15 protein-coding genes and 1 pseudogene are annotated in these 16,833 nt (G+C 66.7%); 4 read left to right on the forward strand and 12 right to left on the reverse strand.

The window, feature by feature from the left end; all coding sequences use genetic code 11:
* Positions 1–93 precede the first annotated feature (93 nt).
* The 3 genes from phoH2 to glyA all read right to left on the reverse strand — a co-directional run bounded on the left by phoH2 (position 94) and on the right by glyA (position 3,816).
* Entirely contained in the window at positions 94–1,395 is a 1,302-nt protein-coding gene (gene phoH2, locus AWC07_RS13165) for an RNA 5'-3' helicase PhoH2 (protein WP_036418909.1), read from the reverse strand.
* A gap of 212 nt (positions 1,396–1,607) precedes the next feature.
* A complete protein-coding gene (locus AWC07_RS13170) occupies positions 1,608–2,435 on the reverse strand; it encodes an acyl-ACP desaturase (RefSeq protein WP_036410697.1) in 828 nt (275 codons plus the stop codon).
* A gap of 100 nt (positions 2,436–2,535) precedes the next feature.
* Positions 2,536–3,816, reverse strand: coding sequence for a serine hydroxymethyltransferase (glyA, locus tag AWC07_RS13175; RefSeq protein WP_036410696.1), 1,281 nt, complete (start codon positions 3,814–3,816; stop codon positions 2,536–2,538).
* A 686-nt stretch (positions 3,817–4,502) separates the two neighbouring features.
* Between glyA and coaA the strand changes: the two genes are divergently transcribed.
* Entirely contained in the window at positions 4,503–5,441 is a 939-nt protein-coding gene (coaA, locus tag AWC07_RS13180; RefSeq protein WP_036410694.1) for a type I pantothenate kinase, read from the forward strand.
* Between the two features lie 39 nt (positions 5,442–5,480).
* Here coaA and AWC07_RS13185 read toward each other — a convergent pair.
* From AWC07_RS13185 to AWC07_RS13200, 4 genes and pseudogenes are all read right to left on the reverse strand, one after another.
* Positions 5,481–6,057 (reverse strand): annotated as a pseudogene (locus AWC07_RS13185) (PE family protein); the annotation flags it as partial.
* Positions 6,058–6,174: 117 nt separating this feature from the next.
* Entirely contained in the window at positions 6,175–6,588 is a 414-nt protein-coding gene (locus AWC07_RS13190) for a hypothetical protein (RefSeq protein WP_036410692.1), read from the reverse strand.
* A gap of 314 nt (positions 6,589–6,902) precedes the next feature.
* Positions 6,903–8,273, reverse strand: a complete 1,371-nt coding sequence (locus AWC07_RS13195) for a hypothetical protein (protein ID WP_036410690.1) — start codon at positions 8,271–8,273, stop codon at positions 6,903–6,905.
* A gap of 101 nt (positions 8,274–8,374) precedes the next feature.
* Positions 8,375–9,163 (reverse strand): (2Z,6E)-farnesyl diphosphate synthase, encoded by a 789-nt coding sequence (locus tag AWC07_RS13200; RefSeq protein WP_036410688.1) that lies wholly within the window; start codon positions 9,161–9,163, stop codon positions 8,375–8,377.
* Positions 9,164–9,318: 155 nt separating this feature from the next.
* Here AWC07_RS13200 and trhA point away from each other — a divergent pair, with 155 nt between their 5' ends.
* Entirely contained in the window at positions 9,319–10,059 is a 741-nt protein-coding gene (gene trhA, locus AWC07_RS13205) for a PAQR family membrane homeostasis protein TrhA (RefSeq protein ID WP_085105098.1), read from the forward strand.
* Positions 10,060–10,453: 394 nt separating this feature from the next.
* Here trhA and AWC07_RS13210 read toward each other — a convergent pair whose 3' ends face one another.
* Genes AWC07_RS13210 through mca form a run of 3 tightly spaced genes read right to left on the reverse strand, consistent with a single transcriptional unit; the run spans position 10,454 to position 13,621 of the window.
* Positions 10,454–12,466 carry a thioredoxin domain-containing protein gene (locus tag AWC07_RS13210; RefSeq protein ID WP_085105099.1) on the reverse strand — a complete coding sequence of 671 codons (2,013 nt, stop codon included), beginning with the start codon at positions 12,464–12,466 and terminating at the stop codon, positions 10,454–10,456.
* Positions 12,453–12,752, reverse strand: a complete 300-nt coding sequence (locus AWC07_RS13215) for a hypothetical protein (RefSeq protein ID WP_036416278.1) — start codon at positions 12,750–12,752, stop codon at positions 12,453–12,455. Before AWC07_RS13215 ends, AWC07_RS13210 begins: the two co-directional genes overlap by 14 nt.
* Positions 12,749–13,621 (reverse strand): mycothiol conjugate amidase Mca, encoded by an 873-nt coding sequence (gene mca, locus AWC07_RS13220; RefSeq protein WP_036416279.1) that lies wholly within the window; start codon positions 13,619–13,621, stop codon positions 12,749–12,751. The genes AWC07_RS13215 and mca overlap by 4 nt, the downstream gene beginning before the upstream one ends.
* A gap of 124 nt (positions 13,622–13,745) precedes the next feature.
* Between mca and AWC07_RS13225 the strand changes: the two genes are divergently transcribed.
* Both AWC07_RS13225 and greA read left to right on the forward strand, forming a co-directional pair.
* The gene (locus tag AWC07_RS13225) at positions 13,746–14,180 is read left to right on the forward strand and encodes a DUF4307 domain-containing protein (protein ID WP_036416280.1); all 435 of its coding nucleotides are present in this window, start codon (positions 13,746–13,748) and stop codon (positions 14,178–14,180) included.
* A gap of 227 nt (positions 14,181–14,407) precedes the next feature.
* Positions 14,408–14,902 (forward strand): transcription elongation factor GreA, encoded by a 495-nt coding sequence (greA, locus tag AWC07_RS13230; protein ID WP_036416285.1) that lies wholly within the window; start codon positions 14,408–14,410, stop codon positions 14,900–14,902.
* A 34-nt stretch (positions 14,903–14,936) separates the two neighbouring features.
* On the opposite strand, the gene AWC07_RS13235 is transcribed toward greA, so the two are convergent.
* Entirely contained in the window at positions 14,937–16,103 is a 1,167-nt protein-coding gene (locus AWC07_RS13235) for a cystathionine gamma-synthase (RefSeq protein ID WP_036416281.1), read from the reverse strand.
* An 82-nt stretch (positions 16,104–16,185) separates the two neighbouring features.
* Positions 16,186–16,833, reverse strand: a 648-nt coding sequence (locus tag AWC07_RS13240; RefSeq protein ID WP_085105101.1) for an RDD family protein, incomplete at its 5' end; no start/stop codon positions are given.

Here is a 16,833-nt window from a genome sequence, read left to right on the forward strand (position 1 = left end):
GCGTGTGTCCAGGGCGAAATCGCCGACGATTTCCCGCCCTGGACACACAACCGAAGCCCAGGACGCACACTCACTACCCGGACAGGAGACCCTTCAGCGCGGCCCGGTGATTTCTTCCAGCATTTCGGTGACCAGCGCGGCGATCGGGGACCGTTCACTGCGCAGCAGCGTGATGTGGGCGAACAGCGGATGACCCTTGAGCTTCTCGATCACCGCGACGATCCCGTCGTGGCGGCCGACCCGCAGGTTGTCGCGCTGGGCGATGTCGTGGGTCAGCACCACCCGCGACCCGGTGCCCAGCCGGGACAGCACGGTCAGCAGCACGTTGCGTTCCAGCGATTGGGCTTCGTCGACGATGACGAACGAGTCGTGAAGTGAGCGGCCCCGAATGTGGGTCAGCGGCAGCACCTCGAGCATGCCCCGGGACAGGACCTCGTCCAGCACCGCGGGGCTGGCCAGCCCCTCGAGCGTGTCGAAGACGGCCTGGGCCCAGGGGCCCATCTTGTCGCTCTCGCTGCCGGGCAGGTAGCCCAGCTCCTGGCCGCCGACGGCATACAGCGGGCGGAAGACGACCACTTTGCGGTGGGTCCGGCGCTCCAGCACGGCCTCCAGGCCCGCACACAATGCCAGCGCCGACTTTCCGGTGCCGGCTTTGCCGCCCAGCGAGACAATGCCCACCGACTCGTCGAGCAACAGGTCGAGCGCTACCCGCTGCTCGGCGGACCGGCCGCGGAGCCCGAACACTTCGCGGTCACCGCGAACCAGTTGGACGCGTTTGGCCGGGTTCACCCGGCCCAGCGCATGCGAACTCCCGCCCAGCAGCCGAATCCCGGTGTGGCAGGGCAGGTCCCGGGCTTCGGCCAGGTCGATTTCGCCGTCGGCGAACAGGGTGGCGATCTCCTCGGCAGCCGTTTCGATCTCACGCATCCCCGACCATCCGGAGGCGACGACGTCCTGCGCGTGGTACTCGTCGGCGGGCAGGCCCACCGCGGCGGCCTTGACCCGCAGGGGGATGTCCTTGCTGACCAACGTGACTCGCCTGCCCTCGGCGGCGAGATTGGCGGCACAGCTCAAGATCCGGGAGTCATTGCTGTCGGTCCGAAAGCCGGCGGGCAGCACCGCCGGGTCGCTGTGGTTGAGTTCGACGTGCAGCGTACCGCCTTGGGTACCAACCGGAATGGGCTGATCCAGCCGTCCGTGCTCTAGCCGGAGATCGTCGAACAACCGCAGCGCCTGGCGAGCGAACCAGCCCAACTCGTGGTGGTGACGCTTGGCCTCCAGTTCGCTGATCACCACCAGCGGAACCACCACCTCGTGTTCGGCGAACCGACTGCACGCCCAGGGGTCGGACAGCAGCACAGAGGTGTCGAGCACATACGTCTGGATATCGGTCACGAAATGCTCCTCGAGCGAATGACGCTCGCGCGAACCCACACGAGCGTGTCGGCGCGGGCCGCGGCACCAGGACCGGGGCCGGTCCTGCCGTTGTAGTGACGGAAGGTGCCGCCCTGGCAGCAGAGCATGTCGCTGACCATCGCCTGCGACGCTACTCCGGTGACGACAGTCCCGCAGGACAGGCGCGCCGACGCACTCCGTGGAGGTCGGGGCTAGCCGGTGACGAACTGCTTGAGCGCGGGCTCGTCGGCCAGACCCCAGGCGGTGATGCGATCGGAAATCAGCTGCCGCCGCTGCTGCGGGCCGAAGATCCCGGCGTCGGCCACCTTCTGCACCTTGTCCTGGTAAGCATCAATGTCGCCACCGACGACCTCGAGGTCGGCGGCGCGGGCCGCGATCGCGGCGATCGTCTCGTCCCGGGTGAAGTCGAGGCAGTGTGTGACCAGGTTGGCGAAGAACAGCTCGTGGCGCGCCTCGTCCCGGGCGATCCGGTCGATCAACCCGGCCAGAATCGGCTCTTCGATCTGTGCGGCCAGATTTTTGCAGAACACGGCCAGGGAGCGCTCGTAGAACGCCATGTAGACCAGGGTCTCGACCTGGGTGTACGTGTCGGCGCGGTAGCCCTTCATGACGTGCTGGACCCGCACCTCTTCATTGGCGACCGGATCCACCTCGCGGGTCACCACGAGGTATTCCCGCAGCGCGATGGCGTGCAGATGCTCTTCCGCGGTCCACCTGCCAAGCCAGCGGCCCCACCACTCCTCGAGGATGAAGTGCTCGACCAGCTCGCGGTGATGGCCGGCCAGGTTGTCCTTGAGGATCAGCAGGATCTCGCAAGCGTCGGTGACGACCCGAGGCAGGGTCGCCTGGGACGGATCCCAATCGCGTCCGCCGAGGAAGGCGAAGTTCTCGCCCCGGTCGAACGGAACGTAGTCGTGGGCGAACCAGATGTCCTCGGTGTCAAGATGTCGAGCCATGTTTTCTTCCACCACAGGCTCGAGTTCCAGGGTCAGCGCATTAGCGACAGGTTTCTGTGCCATGCGGTAACTGTAACCCGACGACACAGGTTTCGTGAAATCCGGGGCTGCGCGTGTCGTGGCTTACCCGCTTCATCACGCTGACAACGTGATTCGCCGCAGGCTAGCGACCTGCCAGACTCCAGTCCTCGAGGCCCTCATAGAGCGGAAACTCCCTGGCCAGACGGGTCACCCGGGCCCGCAGCGCCGGGACATCGGCGGCGCTGCCGTCGACCAGGGCGGTAGCGATCACGTCGGCGACTTCGCTGAATTCGGCGTCGCCGAAGCCGCGGGTAGCCAGCGCGGGTGTTCCGATCCGCAGGCCCGAGGTCACCATGGGCGGGCGGGGGTCGTTGGGCACGGCGTTGCGGTTGACCGTAATTCCCACCTCGTGCAACAGATCCTCGGCGGCCTGGCCGTCCAGTGGAGAGTTGCGCAGGTCGACCAGCACCAGGTGGACGTCGGTTCCGCCGCTGACGACCGAGACGCCGGCCTTGGCGACGTCGTCACCGAGCAGTCGTTCGGCGAGGATCCGGGCGCCGGACAGGGTGCGCCGCTGGCGGTCGGCGAACTCGGGGGTGGCAGCGATCTTGAGGGCGACCGCCTTGCCCGCGATCACATGCATCAACGGTCCGCCCTGCTGGCCGGGGAACACCGCTGAGTTGATGGCTTTGGCGTACTGCTGCTTGCCCAGGATCATGCCGGACCGGCCGCCGCCGAGCGTCTTGTGCACCGTGGTGGAAACCACGTCGCCGTGCGGCACCGGCGACGGATGCAATCCGGCGGCGACCAAACCGGCGAAATGCGCCATGTCCACCCACAACTTCGCGTCGACCTCGTCGGCGATGGCGCGAAACGCCGCGAAGTCGAGAATCCGGGGATAGGCCGACCAGCCGGCGATGATCACCTTGGGGCGGAATTCCAGCGCCTTGGCGCGCACCACGTCCATGTCGATCAGGTGCGTCGTGGGATCCACACCGTAGAACCCGTTCTCGTACAACTTGCCGGAGAAGTTCAACCGCATGCCATGGGTCAGGTGGCCGCCGTTGGCGAGGTCCAGACCCAGCAGCCGCTCCCCCGGGGTCATCAGCGCATGCAGGACCGCGGCGTTGGCCTGGGCGCCCGAATGCGGCTGTACGTTGGCGAAGTCGGCGCCGAACAGCGCCTTGGCCCGGTCCCGGGCGATGTTTTCCACCACGTCGACGTGCTCACAACCGCCGTAGTACCGCCGGCCCGGCAGCCCCTCCGCATACTTGTTGGTCAGCACGCTGCCCTGGGCCTGCAACACCGATCGCGGTACGAAATTCTCCGAGGCGATCATCTCCAAGGTGTCCCGTTGCCGGCCGAGCTCCTTGCCCAGCAGCTCTGCGATATCCGGGTCGACCTCGGCCAGCGGGGCGGACATGACCGAGCTGGTCTCAGGGGCCCTTACGTGGGCAGAAGTACGGGCATCAGGTGCGGCAGTCACGGGCGCCAGTCTATCGAGGGCGCCGCTTCGCGGCTGATCGTGTTCGGCTCACCCGATCCCGTGGTCGCCCGCGGCTACCGGAGGTCTCACCTGTCAGGCGGGTAACCCGGTAGCGACCTGCCCACCCGTCGGCGACCCTGTCCGACGAGTCCGGTCGTCGCTGATAGCGGTCGTGAGGCTGCGCCCCGGTGTGGGGAGATGCAAATCGCGTGCTGGTGCGGTTGGGTCGGTGGCTGGCGGCGCCGAGTGTGCGCTGGCGGCGCCGACTGTGCCGTCAGGGCGGCCGATCATGGATGTGGCCGCCCCACATACACAGTCAAAGCCGTCACTGCACACTCGATGCGGCGGCATGACCGCCGATTCGGTGAGCACGTGAAACATCCCCCGAACGCCTGCCATCACAAGCGGTTTGAGCGAAGGTGCGGTATCGACGTGCCGAAAAGAGCCAAGGTGTGCCGAAAACAGAGCCGGGCATCCAAGGCTGCGCAAGAAGACATCGTTGACCAGCCGCATTCGTGGTCACAATGAATTTCCGAGTGAGCCCGGCACTTCGCCGTGGCCGTGCCGCACGCTTTACCCGGCCCAGCCGTCGGACCCGCACAGATCCCTGCAAGACTGGCACCATGCCACGGCTTAGCGAGCCGAGCCCGTATGTCGAGTTCGACCGAAAGCAATGGCGCGCGCTCCGTATGTCGACCCCCCTGGCCCTCACCGAAGAGGAATTGGTCGGCCTGCGCGGCCTGGGTGAGCAGATCGACCTGTTGGAAGTCGAAGAGGTGTATCTGCCTCTGTCCCGGCTCATTCACCTTCAGGTCGCCGCCCGTCAGCGGTTGTTCGCCGCCACCGCCGAATTCCTCGGCGAGCCGCAACAGAACCCGGACCGGCCGGTGCCGTTCATCATCGGTGTGGCCGGCAGCGTGGCGGTCGGCAAGTCGACCACCGCACGTGTGCTACAGGCGCTGCTTGCCCGGTGGGACCACCATCCGCGGGTGGACCTGGTGACCACCGACGGCTTTCTCTACCCCAACGCCGAGCTGGAGCGGCGAAGCCTCATGCACCGCAAGGGTTTTCCGGAGAGCTATAACCGCCGGGCGCTGATGCGGTTCGTGACCTCGGTGAAGTCGGGTTCGGAATATGCGTGTGCGCCGGTGTATTCACATCTGCACTACGACATCATTCCCGGGGCCAAACACGTGGTCCGCCATCCAGACATCCTGATCTTGGAGGGGCTCAACGTCTTGCAGACCGGCCCCACCCTGATGGTCTCGGACCTATTCGACTTTTCCCTCTATGTCGACGCGCGCATCGAGGACATCGAGCAGTGGTACGTGTCGCGCTTCCTGGCCATGCGCAGCACGGCGTTCGCCAACCCCGAGTCACACTTTCACCACTATTCGGCATTGTCCGACCCGCAGGCCGTGGTCGCGGCCCGCGAGATCTGGCGGTCGATCAACCGGCCCAACCTCGTCGAGAACATCCTGCCCACCCGGCCGCGCGCCACCCTGGTGCTGCGCAAAGACGCCGACCACTCCATCAACCGGCTGCGGCTGCGCAAGCTGTAGCAAGGCCCGCGTCGAGTCGATACCGAATCAGACCGGCGATGCGCCGTGGACTCCGTGCTTGCCGAACAGCAGCCCGCCCGTGCCGCCCGCCCCACCGATGCCACCATTGGAGCCGTTGCCGCCGTTACCGCCGTCGCCGATCAACCCAGCGGACCCACCGGCACCTCCAGGCTGGTCGGGCCCCGCCGTTTCCGCCGTTACCGCCATTGCCCAACAGCAGCCCGCCGGGGCCTCCGGCTGCCCGGGCCCACTGTTGGCGCCGTTGCCGATCAGCGGGCGGCCCAGCAACGTCTGGGTGGCGGCGTTAATCGCATTGACAAGGTTCTGCTCGACATTGGCGGCCTCGGTGCTCTCGCGTACGCTCCCGCGCCTGCCGTCAAGGCCTGCACGAGCTGCGCATGAAGACCGGTACTTGCGTCCCGAGGTTCTGATAGGCCTGTGCGTAGGCGGAAAACAGTGCGGCAGCGGCCGCGGACACCTCGTCGGCGGCAGCCGCCACCAGGCAGGCCGTCGGGGCCGCCGCGGCAGCGTTGGCCGCGCTGACGGTCGAACCGACATTCGCCAAATCGGTGGCCGCCGCGGCCATCATTTCGGGGCTCGCGATCACAAAAGGCATGGCTCTCCAATCTCCTCACCTGTGCTACCAGCAATAACCCGAAGTTGGAGCGTATCGCCGCCCGAAACGGCGTCTTCGGCTTTTTGCCGAAGGCGCCGGTCGAATGGCTGATGCGCACTAGGTGGCCAGCCGGCGCACCCCCAAATACTGCAGACCGGCGAACACCGCCGTGTATCCGCCGCTGGCCAGCGTCGCGACCACCCCGACGGTGGTCATCGGCACCAGTTCAGTCGCCACGACCGCCGCGACGGTGTAAATGATGTTGCCCGCGACGACGCCGATGCCTGCCCGTCGCAAGTTCGGCAGCGCGGCAAGGCCGAACACCACCAGGCCGTAGAGCACGAAGAAAGCGCCCATGCTGTATTCCTGACCGGACGTCAGGCCGGTCAGCTTCGAAATCGGGTCGGCGGCGACGGCGACGGCCAAACCCAGCAGTCCCGTCAACGTGGCATCGGCGCGCATCGCGAACCGCAGCAGTGAGTCCGTCGAGTCGTACAGGGGCCGGATTGTCGAACTGGAAAGAGCGGTCATGCCATTACTCCTTGGCTGTGTGGAAGGCGGTTTGTCGAACAGGTTCCACGGTGCCGCCGAAGCACTGCCAGATCGACGCATGGCACTGCCAGCTACTGCCATCGACGGGCCAAGATCACACCGCGATGCCTTCGACCAGGCCGTATGGCGAGGCAGTTGCCACCACCCGCGTCATGCGAAAACCCGCGAGCCCGAAGAGTTGGCCGTACTCGTCGGCGGTGCGTTCGCGCGCTTCCGCGAGCCCTTTTCGACCCCGCCCAACCGGGTATTCGAAGCACAGGCCGCCGAGGATGGTACGCCGGTCAGCGCCCGGGCTAATCGCTGGAAACGGTGACCCGCCCGCGCAGATCGGAGGCGATCAGCCGAGCCGCGGCGTTCTGCCAGTTGTGCAGTGAGCGCTGCGGCACCTCGGTGACCAGCCACTGCCAGGCTTGGCGGGCAGTCGCATCCAAACCGGCTGCGGTGGCGTTTTGCGCGTAGGCGCGCACGCCCACGACGTAGGGGAAATACAGCGAGTTGTAGTAACGCCAGTGTTCGCTGGTTCCAAAATCGCCGGCGTCGCGCGGCTTGAGCCGGGCAATACCGTCGGCTAGCACCGCCTTGAGTTCGTTGGCCCGCTCCAAAGGATGATCGGGTGCCCCGCGTGCGGCCAACCGCTCATCGATCACCGGCAATGCGGTCAGCGGGCTGGCAACGAGTTTGGTCAGGTCGCCGTAGTGGCCCAGCGCCCGGCGAGTGAGCCGGACGAAGGTGTCGTCGTCCACGTCGGCGAGGGGGTTCACGGACCGCAGCGGCAAACCCGCCCCGGTATGCCGCAGCGCGGCCCGGTCGGCGCGCAGCGTGGGCGACCGGGAAAACGCCAGCCGGTCCAGCATTCCCGCCAGCGGATCGGCGAGCACCTGCACGATGATCGCGATAGCCAGGCTGGTGAAAAGCAGCACCGTCAGCGTTGTCTGCGCCGTGGGCTCGGCGCGGGTGATCGCCAAACCGATCAGCGCCTGGCCGCCGAACAGCACCGCCACCGCCAGCGTGCCGAAAAACGAGCGCAGCATGTCTGCCCGCAACGCCTGGCCCTCGTCGAAGGCGTCCCACAGGGCAACCGCCACCCCGAGCGCCAAAACGTCGAAGCCCGTCGACGCCAGAGCCAGCCAGCTGGGCACCAGGCCCAGCGGAATGACCAGGATGGCATTGGCCAGCGCGAAGAACAGGGTTGCCACGATCACCACGCCAATGACGGGGGTCGGCTGGGCGGGCCGCAACACCGCGACGACCATCGCCCCCAGGGTGGACGCGGATATCACCGCCAACATCATCAGGTGGCCGGCCCGCAACGGGCCGGTGACGCCGCCCGCCATCGTCGCGCCGAACAGGGTGAGCGCCGCGACACCGCCGATGAGCACGAGCTCCCGCGTGCAGACCCGCCAGCTGTCGCACGGCCGGGCCAGTTCAAGCAGCACCGCCAACCACGCGACGCCGGGGACGGCGACGAGGTAGATCTCCAGTCGGCTCAGCAGCGCGGCGGGCACGACGCTGGTCGTGCGCGCCGCATCCAAGGCCACCACCAGCGCGAAACCGCACAGTCCGATCGCCGCCAACACCAGCACCGGCTTGCGCGGATCACGGGCCAGCAGATAGAGCCCCAGCCACAGGCTCAGCGTGAACACCGCTGCCGACAGCGCAGCCATGCATCCAGTTTGGCACGGGGTCCGATTCGTGCCGACCCGTCCCCCGCAAGCGGGAGGTACCCCCAGCGCCCGGCTTCGCCGCGCTTGCGATCGGCACGGGTTTACTTGCCGTACCGCCGATGACGCTGGCTGTAATCGCGCAGCGCGCGCAGAAAATCGACCCGGCGGAACGCGGGCCAGTGCGCTTCGGTGAACCACATCTCCGAATAGGCGCTTTGCCACAGCAGGAAACCGGACAGGCGTTGCTCGCCCGAGGTGCGAATCACCAAATCCGGGTCGGGTTGTCCCGAGGTGTAAAGGTTTTCGGAAATGCCGTCTTCGGTCACCGCGTCGACCAGCTCTTCCGCGCTTGCGCCGTTGGCCAATTCTTTGCTCAACAACGCCCGAACCGCGTCGACGATCTCCCGGCGCCCGCCGTAGCCCACCGCGACGTTGACATGGAACGACGCCGTCTCGGGCGTCGACTCCACCGCTTCGCGCACCCGGCGGGCCGGCTCCTCGCCGATCAGCCCCAGGTCGCCGACGGTACGCACACTCCAACGGTTGGCCGGGGCGCAGATCTCCTCGACGACGTCGGTGATGATCTCGATCAGTCCGGCGAGTTCGTCGGGATCACGCTGCAGGTTCTCGGTGGAAAGCAGGTAGACGGTGGTCATCTCGATGCCGGCGTCCTGGCACCACCGCAGCATCTCGGCAATCTTGGCGGCACCCATCCGGTAGCCGTAGCTGACGTCCTCGTAACCCGCGCTGCGCGCCCACCGGCGGTTACCGTCGCACAGCACCGCGATGTGTCTCGGCAATTCGGATCGAGTGGCGGCCAGACCCTGCCGCAGCCGAAGCTCGTAAATCCGATACAAAGGCTCTTTGAGCCGCGGCGGGATGATCTCCACGAGAATCCAGACTACTGTGACAGACACCAGATTCCGGCCTTGATCCGGGCCAAAATCACCGCATGCGCGCCCACGTCGTAACCGTCTGCGACAACCAACCCGACTAGGGTGATTGTGACGGTTACCGGCAACAACACAACGGGGAGACGGGAGACATGAGCAGCCAGGCCAGCACGGCTACCGCCGCAGCACCCGAATCACACGGGCTCACGCCGTCCAATGCCGCCCACCACATCGTCGAGGGCGTTACCCGGGCCCTGACCAAACCCCGCTTCCGGGGCTGGATCCACGTCTACTCGGCCGGTACCGCCGTTTTCGCCGGGGCGTCGCTGGTCGCGGTCTCGTGGGCGGTCAGTTCCACCAAGGCCGGGCTGGCTACGTTGGCCTACATCATGGCCACCGTGGTGATGTTCACCGTCAGCGCCACCTACCACCGGGTCAACTGGGAATCCGCGTCGGCCCGCGCCTGGATGAAGCGGGCCGATCATTCGATGATCTTCGTGTTCATCGCGGGCAGCTACACGCCGTTTGCGCTGTTGGCCCTGCCGGGCCACGCGGGGCGGGTGGTGTTGTCGATCGTGTGGGGTGGTGCGATCGCCGGGGTGCTGCTGAAGATGTGCTGGCCGACCGCGCCGCGCTGGGTGGGCGTGCCCCTCTACCTCCTGCTGGGCTGGGTGGCCGTCTGGTACACCGCGACAATCCTGCACAACGCGGGGGTGACGGCGCTGGTTCTGCTGTTCGTCGGCGGCGCGTTGTACAGCATCGGCGGCATTCTCTACGCGCTGCGGTGGCCTGACCCGTGGCCGTCGACGTTCGGTTATCACGAGTTCTTCCATGCCTGCACTGCGGTCGCGGCGATCTGCCATTACATCGCGATGTGGTTCGTGGTGTTTTAAGGGTCGCCTACTGGCATTCCTACGCTGAACCGAATACCGGCTAGCGGCGTTGCACTGCTAACCGAGGCGAAGCACCTCGGCCCGCTGTCAGCCCTTTTATGGTGAGCCGTTCTTGCCGGCCTTGCCACCAATACCCCCGGGCCGGCTGTGCCGGCGGCGCCACCTTGCCCGCCGCTGGCAGTGCCAAAGCATCTCGCTGGCGGCCCCACCAACACATCCGGTACCGCCAGGAGAAACGACATGGCTACCGCCTAAAAGTCAACCAATTTTCCGATTATGAGGCGCAAATTTATCCGAAATTTGTACTCACCGAACGCAATTTCACCGACATTTCGCCGACCAGCAAGCAATAAAACCGCAGGGCCGCAGGTCGCCAACTGACTCAACTCCGCCCCTACCCGGGCACTCCCAAAGCGGCCGCCAACTCGCGTGCACCGGTCACCGGCAGGTCGCAGACCTGTCCGCGGCAGACGTAGGCCGCGTCGGCGCCGCCTACCCGGTCCCGGTCAATCAGCAGCGGCGACGAGCCCACCCGGCCGCCGATGACGATCGCCCCTCCGGGCGCCAATCGGCGAGCGGCGGCCAACAGCGGTGACTGCGGATCGGCACAAGCGACCGCGATCTGCAGCGGTCCGCGTACCGACGACTCGGCGACCGACAGCCAATGGCCCGCCGACCGTGGCGCACGGGCCAGCAATATCGAATGTTCGCGCAGTGTGTCGGCGGCGGCCTGCAGATACTGCTCGGCGCGGCCGTCTTCGACCAAGTGCGCGGCGGTCAGCAAGGCCTCGGCGATCGACGACGCCCCCGACGGTGTCGCCCCGTCCAGCGGGTCGGCGGGCCGCAGCATCAGCTGCTCGGCATCGTCGGCGGTGTCGAACCAGCGGCCTGGACGCTGCGGATCGGCGAAGTGCTGCAAGGCGGTATCGAGCAAGCCGGTGGTCGCCTCCAGCCAGGCCGCATCCGACGTCAGCTGGTACAGCGCCAGCAGACCGGTGGCCAGCATCGCGTGGTCCTCCAGGATGGCGGCGCTGTCGCCGACCACCCCGCCCAGGCTGGCACGCCGCAACCGACCGTCGACCAGGTGTAAGCCCAGCAGCGCGGTCGCGCAGCGCTGTGCGGCTTGCGCCAGTGACGGCTCCGGCAATGCCACGGCGGCCTCGGCCAGCGCGGTGACGGCCAGCCCGTTCCAGGAGGTGACGACCTTGTCGTCGCGCCCGGGCTGGGCACGGGTGAGCCGGGCCGCTAACAACGCGCCCTTGATCAGCTCGAAACGCTGCGGGTCGTCGGGGTCCCTGAGTAGCTGCAGCACCGAGGCCCCATGCTCGAAGGTGCCGGCAAGGGTGACATCGAAAACCTCTGCCGCCCAACGCCCGTCGTCGGTGCCGAGCACCTCGGTCAGCTCCGCTGGGGTCCACACGTAGGTGGAGCCCTCGCGGCCGTCGGCGTCGGCATCCAGCGATGACGTGAACATGTCGCCGTCGGCCAGCTCGTCGAGCAAGAACCGCGCGGTCTCGGCGGTGATGCGGCGGGCCAGCGGATCCCCGGTGCGCCGGGCCCAGTGCGCGTAGGCGCGCAGCAGCAGCGCGTTGTCGTACAGCATCTTCTCGAAATGCGGTACCACCCAAGCGTTGTCGACGCTGTATCGGGCGAAGCCACCGGCGAGTTGGTCGTAGATGCCGCCCCGGGCCATCGCGGTGCCGGTGCGCGACACCGCCTGCAGCGCCGCAGCCGAACCGGTGCGCTCGTAGTGCCGCAGCAGCGCTTCCAGCAGCGCCGACGGCGGGAATTTTGGTGCCCTGCCCCAGCCGCCGTGAGCCGTGTCCTGATCACCCAGCACCACCGTGACGGCGTGATCGCATAGCTGCGGCGCAACGTCCGGCCCGCCGCCGGGCAGGCCGGACGCCATCGAGCGCAGTTCGCCGACGATATGGTCCGAGGCCTGCTCGACCTCGTCGCGGCGCTGCTCCCAGGTCTCGGATATAGCCGAAAGCAGTTGCAGGAAAGCATCTTTCGGGTAGTAGGTGCCGCAGAAGAAGGGCCGGCCGTCTGGGGTGAGGAAACACGTCATCGGCCAGCCGCCCTGCCCGGTCAGCGCGACAGTGGCGTTCATATAGACCGCGTCGATGTCCGGCCGTTCCTCGCGATCGACCTTGATGCAGACGAATCCGGCGTTCATGACGGCGGCCACCTCGTCGTCCGCGAAGGATTCGTGGGCCATGACGTGACACCAGTGGCAGGCGGCGTAGCCCACCGACAGCAGGATCGGCACGTCGCGCGCGGCCGCCTCGGCCAGTGCCTGCGGCGTCCATTCCTGCCAGTGCACCGGGTTGTCGGCGTGCTGACGCAAGTAGGGGCTGGTGGCCGCCGCGAGGGCGTTGGTTCCGGACGGATCAGCCGGGCTCATCGGCGGGTCCCGGTGGTCGCGCGGATCCCTCGCCGTCGGTACCGGACGGTTCGTCGGGGGTGACCGGGTCCGTGCCCTCGTCGGCGGCCTGGTCGGGCTCGGGGTGCTGGCGATCGAACGATTCGGGAACCTTTTTCAGTTGCCGGTTCATCGATCGCACCAGGAACAGCGTGGCGATCACCAGCAGCGCGATGACCAGCAGCCCCACCGGACTGGCCTTACCGAAATCGGGGCCGTGGTTGCGGGGTGCATCGTCTGCAATCACGCTGAGCAAAAGGCGGTTCACTGGTCCGGCTCGATCCCGGCGAACAGCTCCGCCTCCGGCAGCCGGATGGGAACGCGCGAGCGCGCCAATTCGAATTCCTCGGTCGGCCAGAGCTCCTGCTGCCAGGACAGCGGAGCGGCGAAGAACTCGGCATTCGGGTCGATCTGGGTGGCGTGCGCACGCAGCGCGTCGTCACGCTGAGCGAAATACTTCGAGCACTCGACGCGCGTCGTCACCCGGTTGGCAAAGGGATCGTGGTCGGGATGCCAGTGCTCGAGCCACTTCGCGAACGGACCCTCTTGGCCGCGTTTGATGAATTCCTCCTGCAAAATGCGCATCCGCTCCCGTAGAAAGCCGTGGATGTAGTACAGCTTCGACACCATCCACGGCTCACCGGCGTCCGGGAATCGACGGTAGTCGCCGGCCGCCTCATAGGCGCCGATGGACACCTGATGGCAACGGATGTGATCGGGATGCGGGTACCCGCCGTTCTCATCGTAGGTGGTGATGACGTGCGGTCGGAATTCACGGACCACCCGCACCAGCGCCTCGATGGACTCCTCCAGCGGCACCAGCGCAAAGCAACCATCGGGCAGCGGCGGCGGGGGGTCGCCCTTGGGAAGTCCGGAGTCGACGAAGCCCAGCCAGCTGTGCTCCACACCGAGAATCTCGGCCGCCTTGGCCATTTCATCGCGGCGGATCTCCGAGATGTGGCCATGCACGTCGGGCAGGTCCATCGCCGGATTGAGAATTTCGCCGCGCTCGCCCCCGGTCAAGGTCACCACCAACACCCGATGTCCCTCGTCGGCGTAGCGGGCCAGGGTGGCCGCACCCTTACTGGACTCGTCGTCGGGGTGGGCGTGCACCGCCATCAACCGCAGTTCGCTCACGTGCTCCCTTGTTCCTGTGCCGGCCGGCCGGTCTGCTGCTCGCCCGGTTGCGACCCTATAATTCCAGTTCTCGATCGTCCCATCCTCCTCGGCCGCACCCCCGCCTCCCGCCAACCATCCAGGTATGAAACCAGTACCCGTTTCCCGTCCCGAAGCCCGCTACGGGCGAGCGCGGCTGTCCAGCCGGTCGCGACGCCGCCTGGCCATCGCCCTGACGGTGGTGGCCGTGACGGCCGGATTGGCCGTAGCCTTCATCGCCTACCGACGGATCGGCACCAGCGAGGTGACCGGCTCGCTGGCCGCCTATCGGGTGATCGACAACGAAACGGCATCGGTGACGATCAGCGTGACCCGCAAAGACCCGTCGCGACCGGTGGACTGCATTGTGCGGGTTCGCGCCTACGACGGCAGCGAGACGGGACGACGCGAAGTGCTGGTGGCACCATCGGATCAGACCACCGTGCAGGTGACGACGACGCTGAAATCGAGCAAGCCGCCGGCGATGGCGGACATATATGGTTGCGGCACAGACGTACCCGCCTACCTGCGCTCGTCTTGAGCCGCACCTAGCGGCTCATGGTGATCCGAACTGCGCAGATGGCGTCATCGAGTGTTTGCGCAGTGGTAACATTGGTGAATGCACGGTCCTGCTTTGGACCGTGTATTGCTGCATTAGCGGCCGTAAGCAAAACGGTGTGACAGCAGCCGGGGCGGGAACCCGCACACCGACAGCGGGATCAGCACCTTATGCGAATGCGCATAAGAGAACACAAGGAGCGCGACGAGATGACGGATACTCAGGTGACCTGGTTGACCCAGGAGTCACATGACCGACTCAAGGCCGAGCTCGATCAGTTGATCGCGAATCGTCCGATTATCGCCGCCGAAATCAACGACCGCCGCGAGGAAGGCGACCTGCGCGAGAATGGCGGGTACCACGCCGCTCGCGAGGAGCAAGGCCAGCAGGAAGCTCGCATCCGTCAGCTACAGGACCTGCTCAGCAATGCCAAGGTCGGCGAAGCGCCCACGCAGTCCGGGGTGGCGCTGCCCGGTTCGGTCGTCAAGGTCTACTACAACGGCGACGAGTCCGACACCGAAACGTTCCTGATCGCCACCCGCCAGGAGGGCGTCAACGACGGCAAGCTCGAGGTCTACTCGCCGAATTCACCGCTGGGCGGCGCGCTGATCGACGCCAAGGTTGGTGAGACCCGCAGCTACAAGGTGCCCAACGGCGACACCGTCGAGGTCACCCTGGTCAGCGCGGAGCCCTATCACTCGTAATCGCGCCCCGAGCGTCCGGTAGGCCGTCGGCGTCCTAGCCGAGTGCCTGCTCTAGATCGCCGAGCAGGTCGGCGATGTCCTCGATGCCGACCGAAAGCCGTACCAGATCCTCGGGAACCTCGAGCTGCGAGCCAGCCGTCGACGCATGGGTCATGGCGGCGGGATGTTCGATCAGCGACTCCACCCCGCCCAGCGATTCGGCCAGGATGAAGACCTTGGTGTTGGCGCATAGATTCCGGGCGGCTTCCCGCCCCGCTTTCATGCGCACCGAGACCATGCCGCCGAAACCGCGCATTTGCCGCGCGGCGACGTCATGCCCGGGGTGCTCCGGGAGTCCCGGATACAGCACGGTGCTTACCGAGGGATGCTCGGCGAGGAATTGGGCTACGGCACAAGCGTTTTCGCTGTGCCGCTGCATGCGCAGCACCAAGGTCTTCAGCCCGCGCATGGTCAGGTAGGCGTCGAACGGACCCGGCACGGCTCCTGCCCCGTTCTGCAGGAAGCCGAACGCCTGGTCCAGCTCCGCGTCGTTGGTGACCAGGGCACCGCCCACGACGTCGGAGTGCCCGCCGATGTACTTGGTGGTCGAGTGCAACACCACATCGGCGCCCAGCGTCAATGGCTGCTGCAGCGCTGGCGATGCAAACGTATTGTCCACCAACACTTTTGCTGAGCTGTCCGCACCCAGCTGGGCGATCTCGCCGATGTCGGCGATCGACAGCAACGGGTTGGTCGGTGTTTCCACCCAGATCAGCCGGGTGCGCGGCGTGATCGCACCGCGCACCGCATCCAGATCGGAAAGCGCCACCGGTGTGTACTCGACGTTCCACCGGGTGAACACCTTATCGATCAGCCGGAAAGTGCCGCCGTAGGCGTCGTCGGGGATGACCACGTGGTCCCCAGGTGACAGCATGGCCCGCAGCGCACAGTCGGCGGCGGCCATCCCGGAGCTGAACGCCCTGCAGTACCCGCCGTCCTCGACGGCGGCCAGCGACGCCTCCAGCGCGGCCCGCGTCGGGTTGCCGGTGCGAGCGTATTCGTAGCCGCCCCGCAGTCCGCCGACACCGTCCTGGGCGAACGTACTGCTGGCATAGATCGGAGCGTTGACGGCTCCGGTTGCCGAGTCGGGCCGGTAGCCCGCGTGGATGGCTTTGGTGGCTAGTCCGCTGAACTGGTGATGCCCCAGGCGGTCGTCATTCATCGATGGTCAAGCCTAATGGCAAGGCGCCACCCCGGGCCGCCGGGTCCCGGCCGGGATAGCGCCTTGCCGAGTCGCTGGCCGGTCAGACCGGCAGGCAGACCGTGGTCATGATCTTGTCGGCCAGCGTCTGTCGCTTGGCGTCCCACAACGGGAACAGGAAGCCGATGTAACAGATGATCGCGTCGACAAAGTGTGCGAGTTGGCGTACCAACGACATCCCGAAGCCCAACGGCTGACCGGTGGATTCGCTGACCACCTTGAACTTCAGCACCGACTTGCCGATGCTCGATCCGGTGGTGCCTTGCCGGTAGCCGTAGTTCCACACCCCGTAGGCCAGTATTGCCAGCGACGCCAGCCCCTGCGCCAGCACACCGATGATCGAGTCCTGCGCGTAGCAGTACTGGCTCACGTCGTACTGATTGACGCTGGTGACACACGACGACTGCTGAGTGACCATTGCGATCACCCAACCGATGCCGTAGACGACGACAATCGGAGCGGTGTCGATGAGGAAGGCCAGTACGCGAGTGATCCACGGGGTATAGGACTCCGTGGGCTGGGAGCGGATCGCCGGCCCCGGCGGCGGCGGCGCGTAGCCGGCGGCCGACGGAGGCGGTGGCGGCGGATAACCGCCCTCGGGCGGAGGTGGCGGCGGAGGGGGCGGGTAGGGGCCGCCGCTCGGCTGCGAAGGCTGGGACGGTGGCTCGAACCCACCGGAGGAGCCGGGGGG

This window comes from Mycobacterium gastri, assembly GCF_002102175.1.
In the GTDB taxonomy this organism is placed as follows: Bacteria; Actinomycetota; Actinomycetes; order Mycobacteriales; family Mycobacteriaceae; genus Mycobacterium; species Mycobacterium gastri.